The organism is Chromatocurvus halotolerans (genome assembly GCF_004340525.1).
Lineage (GTDB): Bacteria > Pseudomonadota > Gammaproteobacteria > Pseudomonadales > Halieaceae > Chromatocurvus > Chromatocurvus halotolerans.
Map to the genome: position 1 here is coordinate 14,791 of NZ_SLWX01000012.1, position 16,487 is coordinate 31,277.

At 64.5% G+C, this 16,487-nt stretch carries 16 protein-coding genes; 6 read left to right on the forward strand and 10 right to left on the reverse strand.

Features of this window, described 5'->3' with window-relative positions:
* Genes EV688_RS12680 through EV688_RS12715 form a run of 8 tightly spaced genes read right to left on the reverse strand, consistent with a single transcriptional unit; the run spans nucleotide 1 to nucleotide 9,887 of the window.
* Nucleotides 1-1,269 (reverse strand): hypothetical protein, encoded by a 1,269-nt coding sequence (locus EV688_RS12680; protein WP_117318669.1) that lies wholly within the window; start codon nucleotides 1,267-1,269, stop codon nucleotides 1-3.
* On the reverse strand, nucleotides 1,269-2,069 hold the full coding sequence (locus EV688_RS12685; RefSeq protein WP_117318671.1) for a MotA/TolQ/ExbB proton channel family protein: 801 nt from the start codon (nucleotides 2,067-2,069) through the stop codon (nucleotides 1,269-1,271). The genes EV688_RS12680 and EV688_RS12685 overlap by 1 nt, the downstream gene beginning before the upstream one ends.
* Nucleotides 2,070-2,082: 13 nt before the next feature.
* The gene (locus EV688_RS12690; RefSeq protein ID WP_117318673.1) at nucleotides 2,083-2,364 is read right to left on the reverse strand and encodes a hypothetical protein; all 282 of its coding nucleotides are present in this window, start codon (nucleotides 2,362-2,364) and stop codon (nucleotides 2,083-2,085) included.
* A gap of 12 nt (nucleotides 2,365-2,376) precedes the next feature.
* Nucleotides 2,377-4,461 (reverse strand): PEGA domain-containing protein, encoded by a 2,085-nt coding sequence (locus tag EV688_RS12695; RefSeq protein WP_117318675.1) that lies wholly within the window; start codon nucleotides 4,459-4,461, stop codon nucleotides 2,377-2,379.
* A complete protein-coding gene (locus EV688_RS12700) occupies nucleotides 4,461-6,002 on the reverse strand; it encodes a hypothetical protein (RefSeq protein ID WP_117318677.1) in 1,542 nt (513 codons plus the stop codon). Before EV688_RS12700 ends, EV688_RS12695 begins: the two co-directional genes overlap by 1 nt.
* Before the next feature lie 27 nt (nucleotides 6,003-6,029).
* Nucleotides 6,030-7,247: a hypothetical protein gene (locus EV688_RS12705; protein ID WP_162883936.1), complete on the reverse strand. Its 1,218-nt coding sequence runs from the start codon at nucleotides 7,245-7,247 to the stop codon at nucleotides 6,030-6,032.
* Nucleotides 7,244-8,659, reverse strand: coding sequence for a hypothetical protein (locus EV688_RS12710; RefSeq protein ID WP_131917654.1), 1,416 nt, complete (start codon nucleotides 8,657-8,659; stop codon nucleotides 7,244-7,246). The genes EV688_RS12705 and EV688_RS12710 overlap by 4 nt, the downstream gene beginning before the upstream one ends.
* Nucleotides 8,637-9,887, reverse strand: coding sequence for a tetratricopeptide repeat protein (locus tag EV688_RS12715; RefSeq protein WP_117318681.1), 1,251 nt, complete (start codon nucleotides 9,885-9,887; stop codon nucleotides 8,637-8,639). Before EV688_RS12715 ends, EV688_RS12710 begins: the two co-directional genes overlap by 23 nt.
* Nucleotides 9,888-10,016: 129 nt before the next feature.
* On the opposite strand from EV688_RS12715, the gene EV688_RS12720 reads away from it, so the two are divergent.
* Nucleotides 10,017-10,199 (forward strand): hypothetical protein, encoded by a 183-nt coding sequence (locus EV688_RS12720; protein ID WP_117318683.1) that lies wholly within the window; start codon nucleotides 10,017-10,019, stop codon nucleotides 10,197-10,199.
* Here the strand turns inward: EV688_RS12720 and ggt are convergent.
* Nucleotides 10,193-11,941 (reverse strand): gamma-glutamyltransferase, encoded by a 1,749-nt coding sequence (gene ggt / locus EV688_RS12725; RefSeq protein WP_240624391.1) that lies wholly within the window; start codon nucleotides 11,939-11,941, stop codon nucleotides 10,193-10,195. The genes EV688_RS12720 and ggt overlap by 7 nt on opposite strands.
* 70 nt (nucleotides 11,942-12,011) lie before the next feature.
* On the opposite strand from ggt, the gene EV688_RS12730 reads away from it, so the two are divergent.
* From EV688_RS12730 to EV688_RS12740, 3 genes are all read left to right on the forward strand, one after another.
* Complete coding sequence (locus EV688_RS12730) at nucleotides 12,012-12,320, forward strand: hypothetical protein (RefSeq protein ID WP_131917656.1); 309 nt, start codon at nucleotides 12,012-12,014, stop codon at nucleotides 12,318-12,320.
* Between the two features lie 42 nt (nucleotides 12,321-12,362).
* Nucleotides 12,363-13,001 carry a pyridoxamine 5'-phosphate oxidase gene (gene pdxH, locus EV688_RS12735; protein ID WP_205686671.1) on the forward strand — a complete coding sequence of 213 codons (639 nt, stop codon included), beginning with the start codon at nucleotides 12,363-12,365 and terminating at the stop codon, nucleotides 12,999-13,001.
* Between the two features lie 130 nt (nucleotides 13,002-13,131).
* On the forward strand, nucleotides 13,132-13,587 hold the full coding sequence (locus EV688_RS12740; protein ID WP_205686672.1) for a lipocalin-like domain-containing protein: 456 nt from the start codon (nucleotides 13,132-13,134) through the stop codon (nucleotides 13,585-13,587).
* On the opposite strand, the gene EV688_RS12745 is transcribed toward EV688_RS12740, so the two are convergent.
* The gene (locus EV688_RS12745; RefSeq protein WP_117318691.1) at nucleotides 13,584-14,879 is read right to left on the reverse strand and encodes a CinA family nicotinamide mononucleotide deamidase-related protein; all 1,296 of its coding nucleotides are present in this window, start codon (nucleotides 14,877-14,879) and stop codon (nucleotides 13,584-13,586) included. The genes EV688_RS12740 and EV688_RS12745 overlap by 4 nt on opposite strands.
* Nucleotides 14,880-15,071: 192 nt before the next feature.
* Between EV688_RS12745 and EV688_RS12750 the strand changes: the two genes are divergently transcribed.
* A complete protein-coding gene (locus tag EV688_RS12750) occupies nucleotides 15,072-15,878 on the forward strand; it encodes a ParA family protein (RefSeq protein WP_117318693.1) in 807 nt (268 codons plus the stop codon).
* A gap of 85 nt (nucleotides 15,879-15,963) precedes the next feature.
* Nucleotides 15,964-16,449 (forward strand): GAF domain-containing protein, encoded by a 486-nt coding sequence (locus EV688_RS12755; protein WP_117318695.1) that lies wholly within the window; start codon nucleotides 15,964-15,966, stop codon nucleotides 16,447-16,449.
* Nucleotides 16,450-16,487: the final 38 nt, after the last annotated feature.

The window sequence follows — 16,487 nt, forward strand, 5'->3', positions numbered from 1 at the left end:
TTATGCCGTTTCCTCGACCTCTATCAGCAGCCAGGACTTGCCGTCGGCACGGATCTCGTCGCCGGTCTCGAGGGTCGCGCCGCGGTAGGCGGCTCCATTCACGCGGACCTCTGGATCCCCGGCGATGACCCAGCAGTCGACGCCCTCGCGGCTGAGCCGGCAATGGTCGGTCAGCACGATATCCCTGCCGCCAAGCGGGCGGGCACGGGCATTGTGCAGAATGTGCGTTGGCGGTGCCTCCGCGCGGCGGGGTGCCGTGGATGGCGTGGGTGTCGATGCTGCTGTTGTCTGTCGTCGCGGCGCCGTGCCTGAAGGCAGGCCCTTGAGCAGGTGGAGGTCGTCCGGTGGTTGCAGGATATGCTCGTGATGACGCGCCAGCGCCTCGGGCAACGCTTCTTTCTCTACTGCCCGGGCCTCGCTGAAGCGCGAGGCAAAGCCGGGTATCAGGCAGGCCTGGGGATCGAGCAGGAGCGCATGCCCGGGCACATTGCCCGTTTCCTGCCTGACGGCGTCGTGCAGGCGGTCGGCGACGGAGGCCAGTTCCTCGACGGTGATGCGGGTGCTGTAGCCGTTGATGTCCACCGGCACTTCGCCCGACCCCTGCAGACCCTGGAGGGAGTTGAACAACCCGTCATAGAGCGTCTGTTCGGTATCCGCCTTGCGCCGGGGGTCGAACCGCGTGTTCTGTATGAACGAACGCGCCACGCGCTCGACAATGGCCTCCTGCAGCGCCAGCAGGCCCGAGCCCGGCAGCGCGTGGCTGCGCACCAGTCGAATCTGCCCATCAGCGACCGAGAGCTGGGTCAGCAGCGCCTGATGCAGCTGCAGCTCCAGGTGGAACAGATTCCCGGTGTCGGTGTGCGCTTCGGCCGCAAGAACGCTGCGGTTGATCAGTCCGACAACGCGGAACGGACAGGTCTGCGCGATCCCGAGCAGCAGCGCGAGCTGGTCGCGACCCATGCTGTCGGGTACCGCAAGGACCACGTCGCCGGGCTCACCGGCGGCCCTGTGCACTTCCAGCAGATGCGCGTGGACAAGGTCGGCAGTGTGCCTGGCCGGTCCGAGCGTCGGCTGCAGGGGCTGCGTGCCCAGCTGCCACCAGAAGCGCGTGTTGATATAGCGTGGCTGGCGCCTGGCACTGCCGCGGGCGGTCTCGCCGAAGCGATAGCTATCGCCCTCCAGCAGCGCATAGCCCGGGCTGCACACCTGTCTGCCATCGTGGTGAAGGCACAGGTCGCTGTCGAGAATGTCGAGGAGTGCGGTCGCCATCAGTGATCGGCCACCAGAAAGCGCAGCAGGCGCTTGTCCGCGTAGCGCTGGCAGTCCATCACCAGGCGCTCCTGCGCCTGCTGCAGCTGGTGCAGGCAGAACATGATGATGATGCTCAGCACGAGTGCCACGAAGGTACTGTTGAAGGCCACGCCCAGACTGACAGTGACGCCCGAGATATCCCCCTCGACCGCCTTGTAGGCCTGTCCAAGCGCATCACCGATACCGCGCACCGTGCCAATAAAGCCGATGGAGGGAATTGCCCAGGCAATGTACCGTACCATCGACAACTCGGAATCCAGGCGGTCTGACTCGATCTCGCAGGACTCCTTGATGGTGTCGGATACCGCCTGGATGCTGCCCGTGGTGGCGAAGCGCTGCAGCGCCGCCAGCAGCGTGCGCGGCAGCAGGAGGTCCTGCTGCCGCTGCGGCAGGTCCTCCAGTGCCCGGCTGTACTCCCTGGCGTCCGCGGGAAGTACGCTGGTTCCCTCGGGAATGTCCACCAGGTCGCCTTCCAGCATCGACTGCTCACGCAGGGTCTGGCGTGCTTTGTAGGCCATGATCGAAAGTGCCCATATCAGCAGGATAAAGCACGCCTCCTGCTCGAAATCGCGAATGACAACGGCGATCGTGCGCTCGGGGACAAAGTCCTCGCCGGCGGCCTGGCGTGCCATCTGGGTTTCGAGCTGGGCTTCGGCGCTGGGGCGTATGACGCCGACATAGGCCCCGTGCACCACGATGACGGCAATGAGCAGGGCAAAGGCCTGGAAGATGAATTCTGAGGACATCCGGTTCTTCATTCGGGAGATTTCCTTAAATATCCACAGGGAAGGAGACCGAGGCGTCCTCCGAGATGGATTCCGAAGCTTCGTAATCGAAGGGTGAGAGCACGATGCCTTCTTCACTTGCCGCCGTGTCGTCGCTGCTTTGCGGCTCGGCGCTGGCTGTCGCCGTCTCGGTTGGCGGCGCTGTGGCGTCAGGCCTGTCGCGATCCTCAGCCGGCTGCGCCAGCGCCATTACCGTCACCAGCAGCGCCGACAGAAGGATTGCCGATGCTATTTTCACTGAGCCGAAAGTGCCTGTTGTGCCGCGCATGGTGCCTCCTGTCTATTCAGCGTAGCGGGCGATACGAAAACCCACGTCATCCCGCCCTGCCTGCCCGTAATCGCGATAGGTCAGGCGCAGCTCCGTAAGGTTGCCGAGCGCCCAGCTGGCACCGCGAAGGACATAGTTGTCACCGCTCTCGGCGCCCAGCGGGTCGGTCTGCACGATGCCCGTGGCGGCGGGTATGGCGTAGACGTTGTGCATCCACTCCGCCACATTACCACCGATATCGTACAGGCCGTTATGGTTGGGTTTGAAGGAGGCGACGGGGGCGCTGACCACATGGCCATCGTTGTAATTGTTGAGTACCCGGCCGGTAACATAGGCGGAGCTGGCGTCCGCGATGTTCTCCACCTCGTCTTCCGGGGGAAAGTCATCGCCCCAGCTGAACGTCTGCAGCGAGTCGCCGTTGACACGGCTGACCCAGGCCCATTCGGCCTCGGTCGGCAGCCGGTAGCCGGTAGCTGCGGGGTTGAAGCCTGTAATGATGCCCTGGCGCTCGGTGTAGAACGGCGGCAGGCCTTCCCGGTTGCTGAGCCAGTTGCAGAAGGCGGCCGCCTGCTGCCAGCTTACCTGCACGGCGGGCTGGTGTTCACGGTTGAGGCTGTTGCCCTTTTCCTGTCCCGAGTTGTGGCTCTCCTGAAACTGACGGAACTGGGCGTTGGTGACTTCCGTGGTCTGGAGGTAGAAAAGTCGCTCCAGGCGCACCGGATGCAGGACCTCGTTGGCCCGTCGGCCCGGGTCACGGCGGGAGGAACCCATGTCGAATTCGCTGCGCGCAGCCGTCTCTGGATTGAACAGTTTCAGGGTCTGGCCCAGCGCCGTGGTGATTTCAGGCTGCAGCCGCGCCATGCGCGCCTCTTCTTCGGTCTGCAGTGTGACCTGCACGAGCTGTTGCAGTCCTTCCCGCGGCGTCACCCGGCGGCGTTCCGTCTTGTGCCCGGGCAGGGTGATTTCCACCCGGTGTTCGTAGGCGGGCAGGGACAGCGTCTGCGGCCCCCGGCCGACAGCTTCGCCATTCAGCGTGATTTGTGCTTCGCTCGGCTGAATGTCGAATACCACGTCGCCCAGCTGTGCCTCCAGGTTCGCGGTCAGTGACGATTTCTCGCCGGCTTCGAGGGCAAGGGAGCGACTGAAGCGACGATAGCCCGGGCGCGACAGCTGTATGCGATGCTCTGTCCCGGGGGACAGCTCGACGGTCAGCGGTGTCTGGCCGCGATATTCGCCGCCGACGGTGACGTTGGCCCCGGGGGGACGACTCTCCAGGCTCAGCAGACCGGCGGCGGGTATCAGGGGCAATATGCCCAGGTCCGTCGTCTCGCCGGCGGAGAGTTCCAGCGTGCGCACCAGGTCCGCATAGCCCGCGGCCTGCAGCCTGAGCTCACGTTCACCGCGAAGAATCTCCGCGGTGAGCGGCGTGCTGCCGACGGCTTCTTCATCAACGAATACGGTCGCTCCCGATGGCTTGCTGTCGATGCTGACGTCAGCCCAGGCCGGCTGCAGTGAAAATTCGAAGGTCTGCTGGATATCGCGACCGGTCACGGCAATGGTGCGCGTCTCGGGCAGGTAGCGTTCCGCAGTAATACTGACGCTGTGATCTCCCGCGTCCAGCAGCTGCCCCTGGTACGGCGCGCGCCCGGCATCCTCGCCATCTATCTCAATGCTCGCGCCCTCCGGGATCCCGGCGAAGGTCACTCGTCCCGGGAGGGGGGAAAGCACCACATCCAGCCGCTGACTGGCCTCGCCCGATACCGTCAGTGTCCCTGCGTAGTCAACATAACCCGGGGCGCTGATGTGCAGATCGTACTCGCCGCTGCGAATCATGAAGCGCTCACCGAGTGGCACCGCCAGGCCATCGATGTCGATGCTGGCGGGAGCTTCCGAGTCCACGGCGATCTGTACCGAGCGCGCGGTGAAGAGAAAACCCAGCACCAGCAGCACGACAATCGCCGTGCCGGCAATGGCGACGGCACGCAGCGGGCCGCGGCGCGAGCCGGCGGGGCGCCCGGCGCTTTCGGCTAGCGGTTGAAAATCGCTCGCGGCGATGCGCTCGCGGCTGACGTCGGCGGCCCTGTCATCGCGGTTCATCAGATGCTCTCCGTGCAGACAACGGTGACGGTTGGAGGGCGGCCGTCGTGGCTGACGCGGAAGGTCCGGCGCACATCGCGATAGCCGCGTCGGGTCCCGACGACGGTATATTCTCCCGGGCGCAGCATGAGTTCTTCGCGCTCGAACTGGCCGAGGTGGGATACCTTGTAGAGCGTGACATCCGTGCTGTTGTCAGACAACAGCGTTACCGCGATCGGGGTGTTCGCCAGTGCGAGCTGTTTATGCAGCGTGCGAAGCTGCTCCTGCAGCCGCGGACCCCGCGGCTCGACGTTTCTCGCATAGTCAAGCAGCTCTGCGGCGTTGTCGGCAACGCTCGTGTCGCTGAGTCGATCCGGGTCATCGAGAATGGCACGAAGCCGCTTGTCCAGCTCGGTCCGGGTGCGCGCCTGTTCTATCCCGCGTCGGGCAAAAAGCACGCTGTTGTCGATTTTCAGGGCCGCCTCGAAAGCGCTGACGGCGTCAGACCATTCCTCCTCGGCGATGCTGGACTCGGCGCTGCGCTGCAGCTGGCGCAGCTCACTGGCCGTCTCTGCCACCCGGACTTCCTCCCTGGCGGCGGCGACTTCCGCGCTGCCCTCGCGCAGCGTGCCGGCGCGCTCGAACGCGGCGCGTGCCGCATCAAAGCGCCGCTGTTCGAGGGCGGCGTAGCCCGCAGACATGGCCTCTGCAAAGCGCTGTGCCATCAGCGCGGCGCTGACACGGGACAGCTCCTGTGTTGCCCGGCGATGCTTGCCATCTGCAGAAACGGCTGCTTCCAGCGCGGTTTTTGCGTTCGCCAGGTCGCCCTCGCTTTCTGCAGCCGCTGCTTTTTCGAGTTGCGCCAGAACCTCGGGCAACGCCTCGAGTCGCTCGCGCAGCCGAGCGGCCTGCGGCAGGTCCGGTTCGAGTTTGTCGACAACGGCGAGTGCTTCCGCGGCGACCCCCGCCTCACCGGCCTGTAATGCCGCTTCCGCTGCTGCGAGGCGCGTTTCCCGTTCATCGGGGATCCGCGCCTCGATCGCCTGTGCCTGTTCCAGTGCCGCCTGGTAGTGTTCGATCGCGGCGCTGAACTTCCGCTGCCGATATTGCTCGTCACCCTCGTTAGCTGTGGCAACCACCGTATCCAGATCCTCACTGGCCCAGATATCGGCGCCCCGGCGAGTCAGCGAGTCGCGCAGGTCGAGCAGTGTGTTGAGAATTTCCTGCGCCTCGGCGCGCAAGCGCGCGGCTTCCGCATCGGCGAAGGGCGTTCCCGCCTCGGCATTTCCAGGTGCGGCGCGCGGCTGTGCAGGTGCGCTGGTGTCCCCGCTTCCCTGACCGGGGCCCGCCGGCCCTTGCACTGGCGTGTCGGTCTCCGCGTCTTCCAGCACTGAGGGCAGCCAGAACACGACGGCAACAGCCAGCGCGACAAGAACGATCAGCGCCGGAAGTGTCCAGCGAGATGGCCCCGATCCGGGTGGGTCGCGTTCTTCTGTGGGCTTCTGGGCGGGCTTGACGGTTTCAAAGGGCGCCGGTTCAACGCGTTCTCTTTCGATGGACATGGACTCGCTACGGCTGGGGACGGTGGGTTAGGAGCGACTGTCGATCGCGCTGCCGTCGCTGGCAGCGGCATCAAGATTGCCCACTTCGTTGCGGTAAATCTCTTCCAGTATCTCGCGCCACTGATTGTACTGGTCCTCGACATTGCCGCTGAGCATGACGGTACGGTCATCCAGTTCGATGACCCGAGGCGTGATTTCGGCTTCCAGCGACATGCCGAGCTCTTCCAGCGCCTGAACGTGTATCTGCGCCTCGTTGCGCGTTTCCAGGCCGCTTTTCAGCAGGCTTCCGCCGCCCATCATGGCGACGTAACCGGCTGTCCGGGCCGAGCGGTCATTGCTGCCCGAGGCAGCGATACCCGCGAGAATGGCGGCGCCGCCGGCAATGAGCTGACGGCGGCTCTGGGCGCGCAGTTCCTGCAGGGCGACCGCTTCCTCGTAACTCATCTTGCGCCATTCCTGATAGGGCTCATACATCGCACCGCTGAAGTCCCGGTAGTATTCCTGCAGCGTATCGACGAAAAGGTGATCCCGCTTGCGGATAGCGCGCACCCGCTCGAGCATCGGGTCGCCCTCCGCCGGCAGTCTTGCTATCCGGTACTTGCCGTTGCGGTTCTGTTCGAGGTAGCCCTCGAAGGAGCCGCTGGCAAAATCGCGGGCAAAGCGCAGCTCGGTAATGGTTCTCACGGTCTGCAGGCTCTTGCTGCTCATGCCGGCCTGCTTCTGCATCAAATCGTTGGCAATGCGGTGGTACAAGGCCTGGAAGGGGTCGTACTGGCGTCGCGTGGCACTTCGATAGGCGTAGCGGCTGGTTCGGGCGCTGTAGGTATTGTCCAGCCAGGTATTGCCCTGGGAGTCCGTTGCCAGAATCGCCAGCTCGACCCGCTCACCATCGGAGTGAATGATTTCTCCATCAATACGCAGATCGGTAATGCGGTCATTGTCCGGCAGGACCCGCACAGCCCCCCAGGCACCACTTTGCTGCATGGCTTCTGCCAGCAACTGCGGCATGAAGCGCGCCTCGGCACGCCGCACCTCCGGGTAGACCTGATCCTCCTCGTCATACTCTTCAAGGCCCGGGTCGAAAATGGCGATTCCGACATCCAGCAGCTCCGCCTCCGCAATCGGTTCCGCCGGACGCTGCAGCGGTGGCACGGAGGTGCTCTTGACGGTCTGGCTCACGCATCCCGCAAGGACTGCAGATGCCAGCAGAATCAGGAGGGCCGAGACTGCGCGCACGCGCGTCATGGCTGGTCAATCCCCTTGTACTTGCGGTATTCCGCCCACAGGCGTTCACGCACGGCAGGGTCTGGTTCGCGCATGGCCGCTTCGCGTAGCTGTCGCGCCACGACGTCGTCGTTCTTGCCGTCCGGAATATCGTCCGGGGCCGGGTATTTTGCAGTGTTCTCGGGGATCTGGTCGCGCCGCGATCCGCCGCCCATGCCACCGCCCGCACCGTATCCACCTGAGCTGGCCATGCCGCCACCGTAGCTGCCCTGCTCCCCGGCGCTTTCCCCGCCACCGCCACTGCTGCCGGCGCCCTGACTGCTCCGGGAATCACCCTGCTCGCGGGCCGATTCGCGTGCGGCGGTCTGCTCTTCCAGGATCATGCTGTCGAACTCGCCGGCGCCGCGCTCAAGCTCTGCGTCAAGGATGGCGACCTGCTCCGCCCGGGTCAGTGTACCCTGGCCTCCCGGCATTCCACCGGGAATGCCAGCGGCGATACCGCCCGGCACGCCGCCGGAGCTGCTGCCGCCAGGCATGCCGGCTGGAAGTCCTCTGCCTGGCTGCGTGCCTTGGCCATCGCCCGCGTCTCCGGATTCACTTCCAGTGGGCATGCCGGCGGTTCCCGCTGTGCCCGTACCCGCTGTACCTCCAGCGGTATCGCCAGCAGTCCGTCCCGCGCTTCCCGCGGCCGAGCCATCGCCCTGACCGTCGGACGACTGCGCGACACGCCCGCCGCCGGCCTGGGGCGAATCGTCATTCATGCTGGGCAGGCTGTCGCCGCTGTCGCCGAATCCGGGATCAGCGGAGGACTCGCTGCCGTCTCCGCCGGCAATTCCACTCTCTGCTCCGTTCTCTGCTCCGTTCTCTGCTCCGTTCTCCGCGCCTTCAGCCGCCTCGCCAGCATCCGCGATACCTCCTGACGCGTCGGGCATGTTGCCCCCGGCGCCGGGAAAATCGCCGAGGCCGCTGTCAGCGCCGGCGTCACCCATCTCGCTGCCCGCTGCCGACGCGGTTTCTCCAGCGGCATCGGCGCCGGCAGAGCCTGCAGCAGAGGACGAGGCGCTGCCGGGAGGCTGTCTGCCCGCAGACGGATCACCGCCCTGTGCCGATGCCTGTGACTGGCCCGGGCCTTGCGCAGGGTTTTGACGCTGACTGGAGGCCTGGCTCTGGCTCTGGCTGGAACTCTGGCTCTGGCTGGAACTCTGGCTCTGGCTGGAACTCTGGCTCTGGCTGGAACTCTGGCTCTGGCTGGAACTCTGGCTCTGACTGCTCGGCGATTGCGCAGGCGGTGTCGGTGGCTGCGGCATTTGCGGCGATGTAGGGTTGCTCGCACTGGGGCAGCCGGTCAGAAGGCTATAGCAAAGTGCTATAGCAAGGCCCGAGGCGAGCCTGCCCGCCAACACCGTCCTGTTATTGCCATTGATCCGTGTCATACGCCCATTGTATCCCTGTTGTTGCCACCGGCTCTCCGGTGTCGAACCGGGGCCTGAAAGGCGTGGCCCGCAGTGTTCGCATAATACGGTTCACAATGCCCACACTGGCCTCGCTGTCATCGAGGCGGGTCAGATCGCGGACCCTGCCGCGTTCATCCACGGTGAATTCTAGCAGCAAATCGGCTGTGTCCGGGGAAGCCGGCTCGGGCAGGGGTCGGATACCCTCGAGGGCCGGCAGCGCAACCGGCGCCCCAAACAGCGTCTGCAGTCCTTCTTCGGCACCGTCCACGGAGGCAAGTTCAATGATCGCCTCGGCGTAGGCATCCAGCGCTTCCGTGTAGCGGCCGTGCCAGAGGCGCCAGTCACCCATCATGGCCAGCACTTCAGCACGGGCCAGAGGGGTGCTGTCCGCCTGTGCGGCACGCACGTCGAAAATGGCGCGGATCACGGAGTCTCCCTGCTTGTAACTCTGGCCGCGATAGGCATACAGACGGCCCTCGTCGTCGCCCCGGATCCTGAAGCCCGCACGCTGGAACCGGCCCGCACTGTTTTCACCCATAGAGCCGCTCATCAGGTATTGCGCCCGCAGCATGCCATGCAGTGGCGGGAGCAATGTAGGCGAGCCATCGCCATCGGCTTCCGCGAATTCCGTCAGCGCCATGCGGTGCAGGTTCCACATATTGATCAGCCGGTTGAAGCCATTTTCATCAAGCTCCAGCTCATAGGCACGTCGCTGCCATTTTGCCTGCTGCATGAAGGCAAAGCCGCGACCGGCGTCGGTCAGCGTGCGTTGCTGTACCCGGTACAGGTAGCGGTGGCGGTCGTCGGCTTCTTCGAACTGCCCGAGGGCGAGATGGCTTTTTATCTCGGATTCAAGCAGGGCGAGTTGAATCTCGCTGTACAGACCGTTGTTGATCCGAGCCAGGTGCACGCCGCGCTTGAGCAGATCGATGGCCTCGGCGTGCATCCCCGACTGCTGCAGCGCCATGCCAAGCTCAAGCAGCGGCTCGGTCAAAGCAGGATTGTAGGCGCCGCCTTCGTCCTCGAGGCGGGTGATGACATCGCGGTAGCGACTGATGGCTTGCGTCCTGTTCGTCTGCAGCGTTCCCGGCTCTTCGGGTTCCGCTGTGGGGGAAGTCTGAGCGACTGGCGTCGATGCCGCTGCGACGAGTGCGGGTAGCACGAGGATCAGCCCGGTGATTGCCATCTTGCACAGCCAGTGTTTCATCTACGTGGCCTCACTACCTGTTCTTGCGCCTTGCGCAGGAGTCTTTGAGTATATACACGCCATAACGTTACAAACACAATACGGTGAAAGGCCACAGGCGGCTTAATCGCTGGGTCAGGAGCCGGGGTTATGGGTCACTTTGCGCAGGAAACCGTGGTCACCGGGGTCACTCCGCTGTGGGCGCGTCCTGACTCCCGGTTTCTCACCCGCGGCGCGGTGGAGGAAGGTGGGGCATACCGGGGCAGTGAGACCGCTCTCGCTGCACGCAGCCGACAGACGGCGCTGGTGCGTGTCCCTGACGGGGCTCAGTAGCCCGCCACCCAGCCTCCCGGTCTTCGGGTATCTGTCGCGCCATACAGCCAGCCCTTGTCGAGCAGTATCGATTGCGTTCTTCCCAGCGTCCGGCGCGAGCTTTCCACGTTGTGACCGAGGTTTTCGAGAAGGCGGATAGTGTCCGGGCTGATGCCGTCTTCCACTCTCACCCTGTCCGGCAGCCACTGGTGATGAACGCGTGGCGCTGCCGCAGCGCTGGCGATATTCAGGTCGAAGTCCATGGCGTTGAGCAGCGTTTGCAGAATCGTAGTGATGATGACACTGCCGCCGGGACTGCCGGTGGCCAGCCAGGGCTGGCCGTCGCGAAAGACTAGGGTCGGGCTCATGGAAGACAGCGGGCGTTTTCCGCCCTCGATGCGGTTGGCTTCCCCCTGCACCAGCCCGAAGGCGTTCGCTTCGCCGGGACTCGCGCTGAAGTCTGCCATTTCGTTGTTGAGCAGCATGCCCGTGCCGGGTACCGCGATGTGGGACCCGAAACTGAAGTTGAGGGTATAGGTGTTGCTGACGACGTTCCCGGAAGCGTCTGCCACCGTGTAGTGGGTGGTGTCGGTGCTCTCTCCGGGGAGCGAGGCACCAGGGGCAATGCTGGCTGAGGGCGTGGCCGTATCTGGCTGTATCCGCGCCCGCAGTCGCGCGGCATAGTCCTTGTCGACAAGTTCCGCCACCGGGACCTCGACATAGTCCGGGTCTGCCAGATAGCGACTGCGGTCGGCGTAGGCCAGCTTCATGCTCTCGATAAGCCGGTGAAGGTAGGCGGCGCTGTTATGGCCGAGAGACGCAAGATCATAGCCCTCGAGAATATTCAGCATCTGCAGAATGTGAATCCCGCCAGAGGAGGGGGGCGGCGTGGACACGATCGTGAAATCGCGATAGCTGCCGCGGATCGGCGTACGCTCCAGGGCCCGATAGTCGGCAAGGTCCTGCCGGGTGATAAGACCGCCGTTATTCGCCATGTCGTCAGCGATATGGCTGGCGACAACTCCGCTGTAGAACCCGTCGCGACCCTGCCCGGCGATCTGCCGCAGCGTGTCGGCGAGGTCGGGCTGGCGCCACAGGCTGCCGGGTGCCGGTGCGTTACCGCTGGCGTCGAGGAACAGGCGCGCCGCTTCTGGATTTCTCTGCAGGCGCTCTGCGCGACTGGTGATTTCGGCATTCAGTGCGAAGCTCACCGGAATGCCTTCGGCGGCCAGGCCAATGGCGGGTTCCAGGACCTCCGCCAGTGACAGGGAGCCATAGTTCTCCAGCGCGTAAAGCATGCCGGCAACCGTGCCTGGGACGCCGGCGGCCTGATGGCTGAAAAATTCCCGCTGGCGATCCACCTCGCCGGCATCATCGAGGTAGAGGTCGGCGGTGGCAGCGGCGGGTGCTGTCTCGCGATAGTCGATCAGCGTCTGGCGATCCTCCTCGGCGAGGTGGATCAGCATGAAGCCGCCGCCGCCGATATTGCCGGCCCGTGGGTAGGTGACAGCCAGCGCAAAGCCGGTCGCCACGGCGGCATCCACCGCATTGCCGCCGCGCTTGAGAATGCTGACGCCAATTTCCGCCGCCAGACGCTCTGGCGCGACTACCATGCCGTTTTTTGCCACCGTGGGAAGGAAGCGCGTCTGGAAGTCGATGATTGGGGCGTCGGCGCTGACCTCCTGGGCCACGGTCGCCGGTACAAGCAGGAACGCAGCTATTGCCGTGGCAAGCCAACGGCCGATCCGGGTTTTCGCGTACACTGGCCTCTCCCGCAGACATGTAAAACGTGACTCTACCGGTTTTGCCGGTACGGCGACATAGGGGGAAGGCATGACAGACGCGAGCAGGCTCGACGCGGAGGTGGCAAAGCGCTGGCAGGACATGCTGGCGGCCGTCGCGGCGGGCGACGATATCCCGCCGGGTCTACGCTGGCGCACCGAGGGCATGATGGAGACCCTGGTGCTTCTGGGCGTGCGCAGCGCCGACGAGCTGCAGCAGGCGATGGCGGATGCCTACCGGCAGTCTCTGGACAGATCACTGGAGGATGATCTCGGCGCCGACTGGCCGTGTTGCCACCCCTTTCCGGAAATTCCGTTTTTCATGCGCCGGGCACCAGTACATCGGGGCGGCCATGATTGAATATAATGGCGGTCAACGACGGGACTACAGGCAGAAATTGCGGTGAAATTTGAATCCTACAGGCGGGAATACACGGCGGGTGGATTGACCCGGGACGCGCTGGACGCCTCGCCTCTGCGACAGTTCGAACAGTGGCTGGAGCAGGCAGTCAATGCAGGCCTCAGTGATCCCACGGCGATGTCGCTGGCGACGCGAGATGCGGACGGCAGCCTCTGGCAGCGTATCGTCCTGCTCAAGGGTATCTCCAACGGCGGCTTTGTCTTCTACACCAACTACCGCAGCAACAAGGCAAAGGCGATCGCGGCAGATCCCCGGGTGTCTCTGCTGTTTCCCTGGAACGAGCTGGACCGTCAGGTGATCGTCGCCGGCGTTGCCGAGAAAATGTCCATGACTGAATCGGCCCGGTATTTTCTGTCGCGACCTCGAGAGAGTCAGATTGCCGCCTGGGCGTCGCGCCAGAGTCGACCCGTGCCTGCCCGAGCGGCGCTGGAGGCGGAAATGTCGCGTCTGAAGGCGCAGTTTGCCGCGGGCGAGGTTCCCGTGCCCGATTTCTGGGGTGGCTTTCGTGTTGTGCCGCAGCGGGTCGAGTTCTGGCAGGGCGGCGAGCATCGGCTCCACGACCGCTTTGTCTACACCCGTATCGATGACGAGAGCTGGGAGGTGGAGCAGCTGCAGCCGTGATCTGCCTGGGCGTGGCCCGCTGGCAGCTGCCACCCCGTTACGTCCACCCCGCGCTCCAGTGTATCCTTGCTGCAGCAGTTCCAGGCCGGACCCGTGCCGGCGTGGTATCAGTCACAGCGGGAGAGAGTCGATGATCAGCAAGCAAGATCTGGTAGGGACGTGGCAGCTGGAGTCCTGGTCAGTGGGATATTCCGACCGGGAGGAGTACACAAGCCCCTTTGGTGAGGATCCGAAAGGGCTTCTCCTGTATACCGAGGATGACTGGATGAGCGCCTCTATCGGGCGCAGCGACCGCCAGACCCTGCCGGACGATATCAGTTTCCGCAAGATTCCCGAGGAGAAACTGGCCCGGGCCTACCTGTCCTACTTTCACTACGCCGGTCGCTATCGCGTGGTCGAGGGCGACGTGATCCATTACGTCACCCAGAGCCTGAATCCCAATTTTGTCGGCAGCGAACAACTGCGACATGCGGAACTGGATGGACACACCCTGGTGCTGAGCGGCCGGGATACGGCAGATGGCGTGGTCAGGCTGCATTCCCTGGTGTGGCATCGTCTGTCCGCCGCCGAGGGTGGCAGTGGCTAACGCGTTGCATCAATGCGCCGCCGCTCGGCCTGCCACGACAGGGGCGGCAGTGCCAGCAGCTGTCGCCGTATGAGATCCAGCCCGGCGGCAGCGACCATGGTCTGAAACAGACTTCGTTCCACCGGCCAGCACAGTCCGCAGCTGTGCAGGTCAGCGGCGCTGCCCCAGGCGATCCACACGGTCCCCACCGGCTTTTCTGCGCTGCCGCCATCAGGGCCGGCAATTCCGGAGACGGCGATCGCCATATCCGCACCGCTGCGCGCCAGGGCGCCTTCAGCCATGGCCCGGACCACCGGCTCACTGACCGCGCCGTGTGCCTCCAGCAGGGCTTCCGGCACAGCGAGGAGATCGCGTTTCATCCGGTTCGAGTAGGTCACAAAGCCCGCTTCGAAAGCGGCGCTGGACCCGGGGACACGGGTGAGCATCGACGCAATGAGACCGCCAGTGCAGGACTCGGCCGTCGTGATCTGTCTGCCGCGGTCGGACAACAGCTGCAGCACGCGCGCAGCCAGGGTCGCGTTGCCCTCGCCGATAATGTGGTCGCCGAACAGCGACTCCAGCTGCTCACGGCACCCTGCCTGCAGGCCGGGGTCTGCATCACTGGCTGCCGTGAGCTTGATCTCCATCTGCGGCGCTCCCGCCCTGAAGCCCAGTGATACCTGCTGTGGCCAGTCCGGCAGCGCATCTGCCACGCACTGCTGGGCGGCGGACTCGCCCAGTCCAAAGGTCTGCAGCCGCAGAATATGCCTCGGCTGCAGGTCGGGGTGACGATGCCGGATATCATCGATAATGGAATCCAGCATGTTGCGCAGTTCACCCGGGACGCCCGGCGTGCACAGCACCCGGCAGTCCCCGAGCGTCATGGCGATACCCACGGCGCTGCCGGTGATGTTCGGCAGAATGTCGCTGCCTGCCGGCAGCTGTGCCTGCTTGCGGTTCGCTGCGTCCATGGGAATCTGTCGCTGCTCGCACCAGCTTTCGATGTGGGCGAGGGCCCGTGGGTTCTCGCCCAGCGCCACCCCCGCTGCGGCGGCAAGTGCGGCCGCCGTCAGGTCGTCAACGGTGGGGCCGAGGCCGCCGTTGACAATAAGAATGTCGGCGTAGGTACTGATCTCGCGGATGGCGGCCGTGAGCGCGTCCAGGTCGTCGTCGAGGGTGATCTTGCGCTCGAGGGTGATGCCAAGCTCGCCGAGACGCTGCCCGACCATGGCCGAGTTCGAATCGACAGTGTCGCCACTCATCAGCTCGCTGCCGGTGAGAAGCATCTGGATGCGCGGTGTACGGGTGCTCATGTCGTAGCCTGCAGTTCAATGGAGGTGGCTGTACTATACAGACAGCCAGCCGCCGGTAGTGGGTGCCGTTGGCTGCAATCCGGGGAGGACCCCCGCAATTCGGTGGGCATGATGTGTCGCGGGGGCTTACCGTGGGGCGAAGGCTTGTTTACACTCTGGCGCCCCAGCAGGCCCTGAAAAGGAGAGAATCGCATGAAGCGGGTGGTATTCAACCAGAAAGGCGGCGTTGGCAAGACCAGCATCACCTGCAATCTGGCGGCGATTGACGCGCAGGTCGGTTACCGGACACTGGTCATTGATCTGGACGTTCAGGGCAACACCACGCATTACCTGGTCGGCGAAATCGATGCCGAAGCGTTTCCGGCGGAGGCTCAGGGCGTTGCCGGCCTGTTCCGGCAGACGGTGGGCTCCAAGCGCATGCGCCAGAATCCGGACTCCTTTGTCTGGGAAACGCCATATCCCGACCTCTACCTGATGCCCTCCAGCCCCGTGCTGTCCCAGCTGGAGAAGGAGCTTGAATCGCGTTACAAGATCTACAAGCTGCGCGACGCGCTCGCCAAGCTGGCCGACGAATACGACCGGATCTACATCGACACGCCGCCGAATTTCAATTTTTACAGTAAATCGGCGCTGATCGCCGCCGATGCCCTGTTGATCCCCTTCGATTGCGACAGCTTTGCACGCCAGAGCCTGTACGCGCTCATGGACAACATCGCCGAGCTGCAGGAGGATCACAACCCTGATCTCGTGGTCGAAGGTATCGTCATCAATCAGTTCAATTCGCAGGCCAGGCTGCCGGGCGAGCTGGTTGCGGAGCTTGAGGAGGAGGGCTATCCGGTCCTGCAGACCTACCTCAACACCTCGGTAAAGATGAAAGAGTCGCACTACACGCACCGGCCGCTGGTGGATCTGGCGCCGGGCCACAAGCTCACCGGCCAGTACCTGGCCCTGCAGCAGGAACTGGAGCGCGGGCTCAAGAAGGGTCGCAAGCGGCGCTGATCCCGACCCGGCGCCATGAACATTGCCTGCCGCTGCCCCGTCGCTTCCGCACGACCGCAGCCTCACGATTACGGGTGTCCCAAGCATGATCAACAGTACTTCAGGCCTGCCTCTCCCTCTTGAAGAGGCCTGTGCACAACTCGCCGGCCTGCTCGCCGGCGAGTCCGACCTGATCGCCAACAGCGCCAATGTGTCGGCTTTTCTGGCACAGCAGCTCGCGGACATCAACTGGGTGGGTTTCTATTTTCTCCAGGGGGACACGCTGGTGCTGGGGCCTTTCCAGGGGCAGCCCGCCTGCGTGCGAATCCCGACCGGGCGCGGTGTCTGCGGCACCGCCGTGTCGGAGAATACGACGCAGGTGGTCGACGACGTGCACGCCTTTCCGGGTCATATCGCCTGTGATATCCGCTCGCGCTCCGAGCTGGTGGTGCCGCTGCGGGACGGCGGCCGTGTCGTTGGCGTGCTGGACATCGACAGTCCGCGCACCGGTCGCTTCAGCGCGGCGGACGTGGTCTTTGTCGAGGCCCTGCTGGAGGTGTTCCGGCGACACCAGTTCGAGGCCGCTGCCTGAACCCTCGCCGCGCGCCGGGAGTGGTATCCCCGCGGGTG

Excerpts from the sequence above, each read along its gene's own strand:
- EV688_RS12755 (WP_117318695.1), top strand. The coding sequence starts at position 15,964 with ATGATCAACAGTACTTCAGGCCTGCCTCTCCCTCTTGAAGAGGCCTGT.
- EV688_RS12750 (WP_117318693.1), top strand. The coding sequence starts at position 15,072 with ATGAAGCGGGTGGTATTCAACCAGAAAGGCGGCGTTGGCAAGACCAGC.
- EV688_RS12715 (WP_117318681.1), bottom strand. The coding sequence starts at position 9,887 with ATGAAACACTGGCTGTGCAAGATGGCAATCACCGGGCTGATCCTCGTG.
- EV688_RS12680 (WP_117318669.1), bottom strand. The coding sequence starts at position 1,269 with ATGGCGACCGCACTCCTCGACATTCTCGACAGCGACCTGTGCCTTCAC.
- EV688_RS12745 (WP_117318691.1), bottom strand. The coding sequence starts at position 14,879 with ATGAGCACCCGTACACCGCGCATCCAGATGCTTCTCACCGGCAGCGAG.
- EV688_RS12700 (WP_117318677.1), bottom strand. The coding sequence starts at position 6,002 with ATGTCCATCGAAAGAGAACGCGTTGAACCGGCGCCCTTTGAAACCGTC.
- EV688_RS12720 (WP_117318683.1), top strand. The coding sequence starts at position 10,017 with ATGGGTCACTTTGCGCAGGAAACCGTGGTCACCGGGGTCACTCCGCTG.
- EV688_RS12740 (WP_205686672.1), top strand. The coding sequence starts at position 13,132 with ATGATCAGCAAGCAAGATCTGGTAGGGACGTGGCAGCTGGAGTCCTGG.
- EV688_RS12730 (WP_131917656.1), top strand. The coding sequence starts at position 12,012 with ATGACAGACGCGAGCAGGCTCGACGCGGAGGTGGCAAAGCGCTGGCAG.
- EV688_RS12690 (WP_117318673.1), bottom strand. The coding sequence starts at position 2,364 with ATGCGCGGCACAACAGGCACTTTCGGCTCAGTGAAAATAGCATCGGCA.
- EV688_RS12695 (WP_117318675.1), bottom strand. The coding sequence starts at position 4,461 with ATGAACCGCGATGACAGGGCCGCCGACGTCAGCCGCGAGCGCATCGCC.
- EV688_RS12685 (WP_117318671.1), bottom strand. The coding sequence starts at position 2,069 with ATGAAGAACCGGATGTCCTCAGAATTCATCTTCCAGGCCTTTGCCCTG.
- EV688_RS12710 (WP_131917654.1), bottom strand. The coding sequence starts at position 8,659 with ATGACACGGATCAATGGCAATAACAGGACGGTGTTGGCGGGCAGGCTC.
- EV688_RS12705 (WP_162883936.1), bottom strand. The coding sequence starts at position 7,247 with ATGACGCGCGTGCGCGCAGTCTCGGCCCTCCTGATTCTGCTGGCATCT.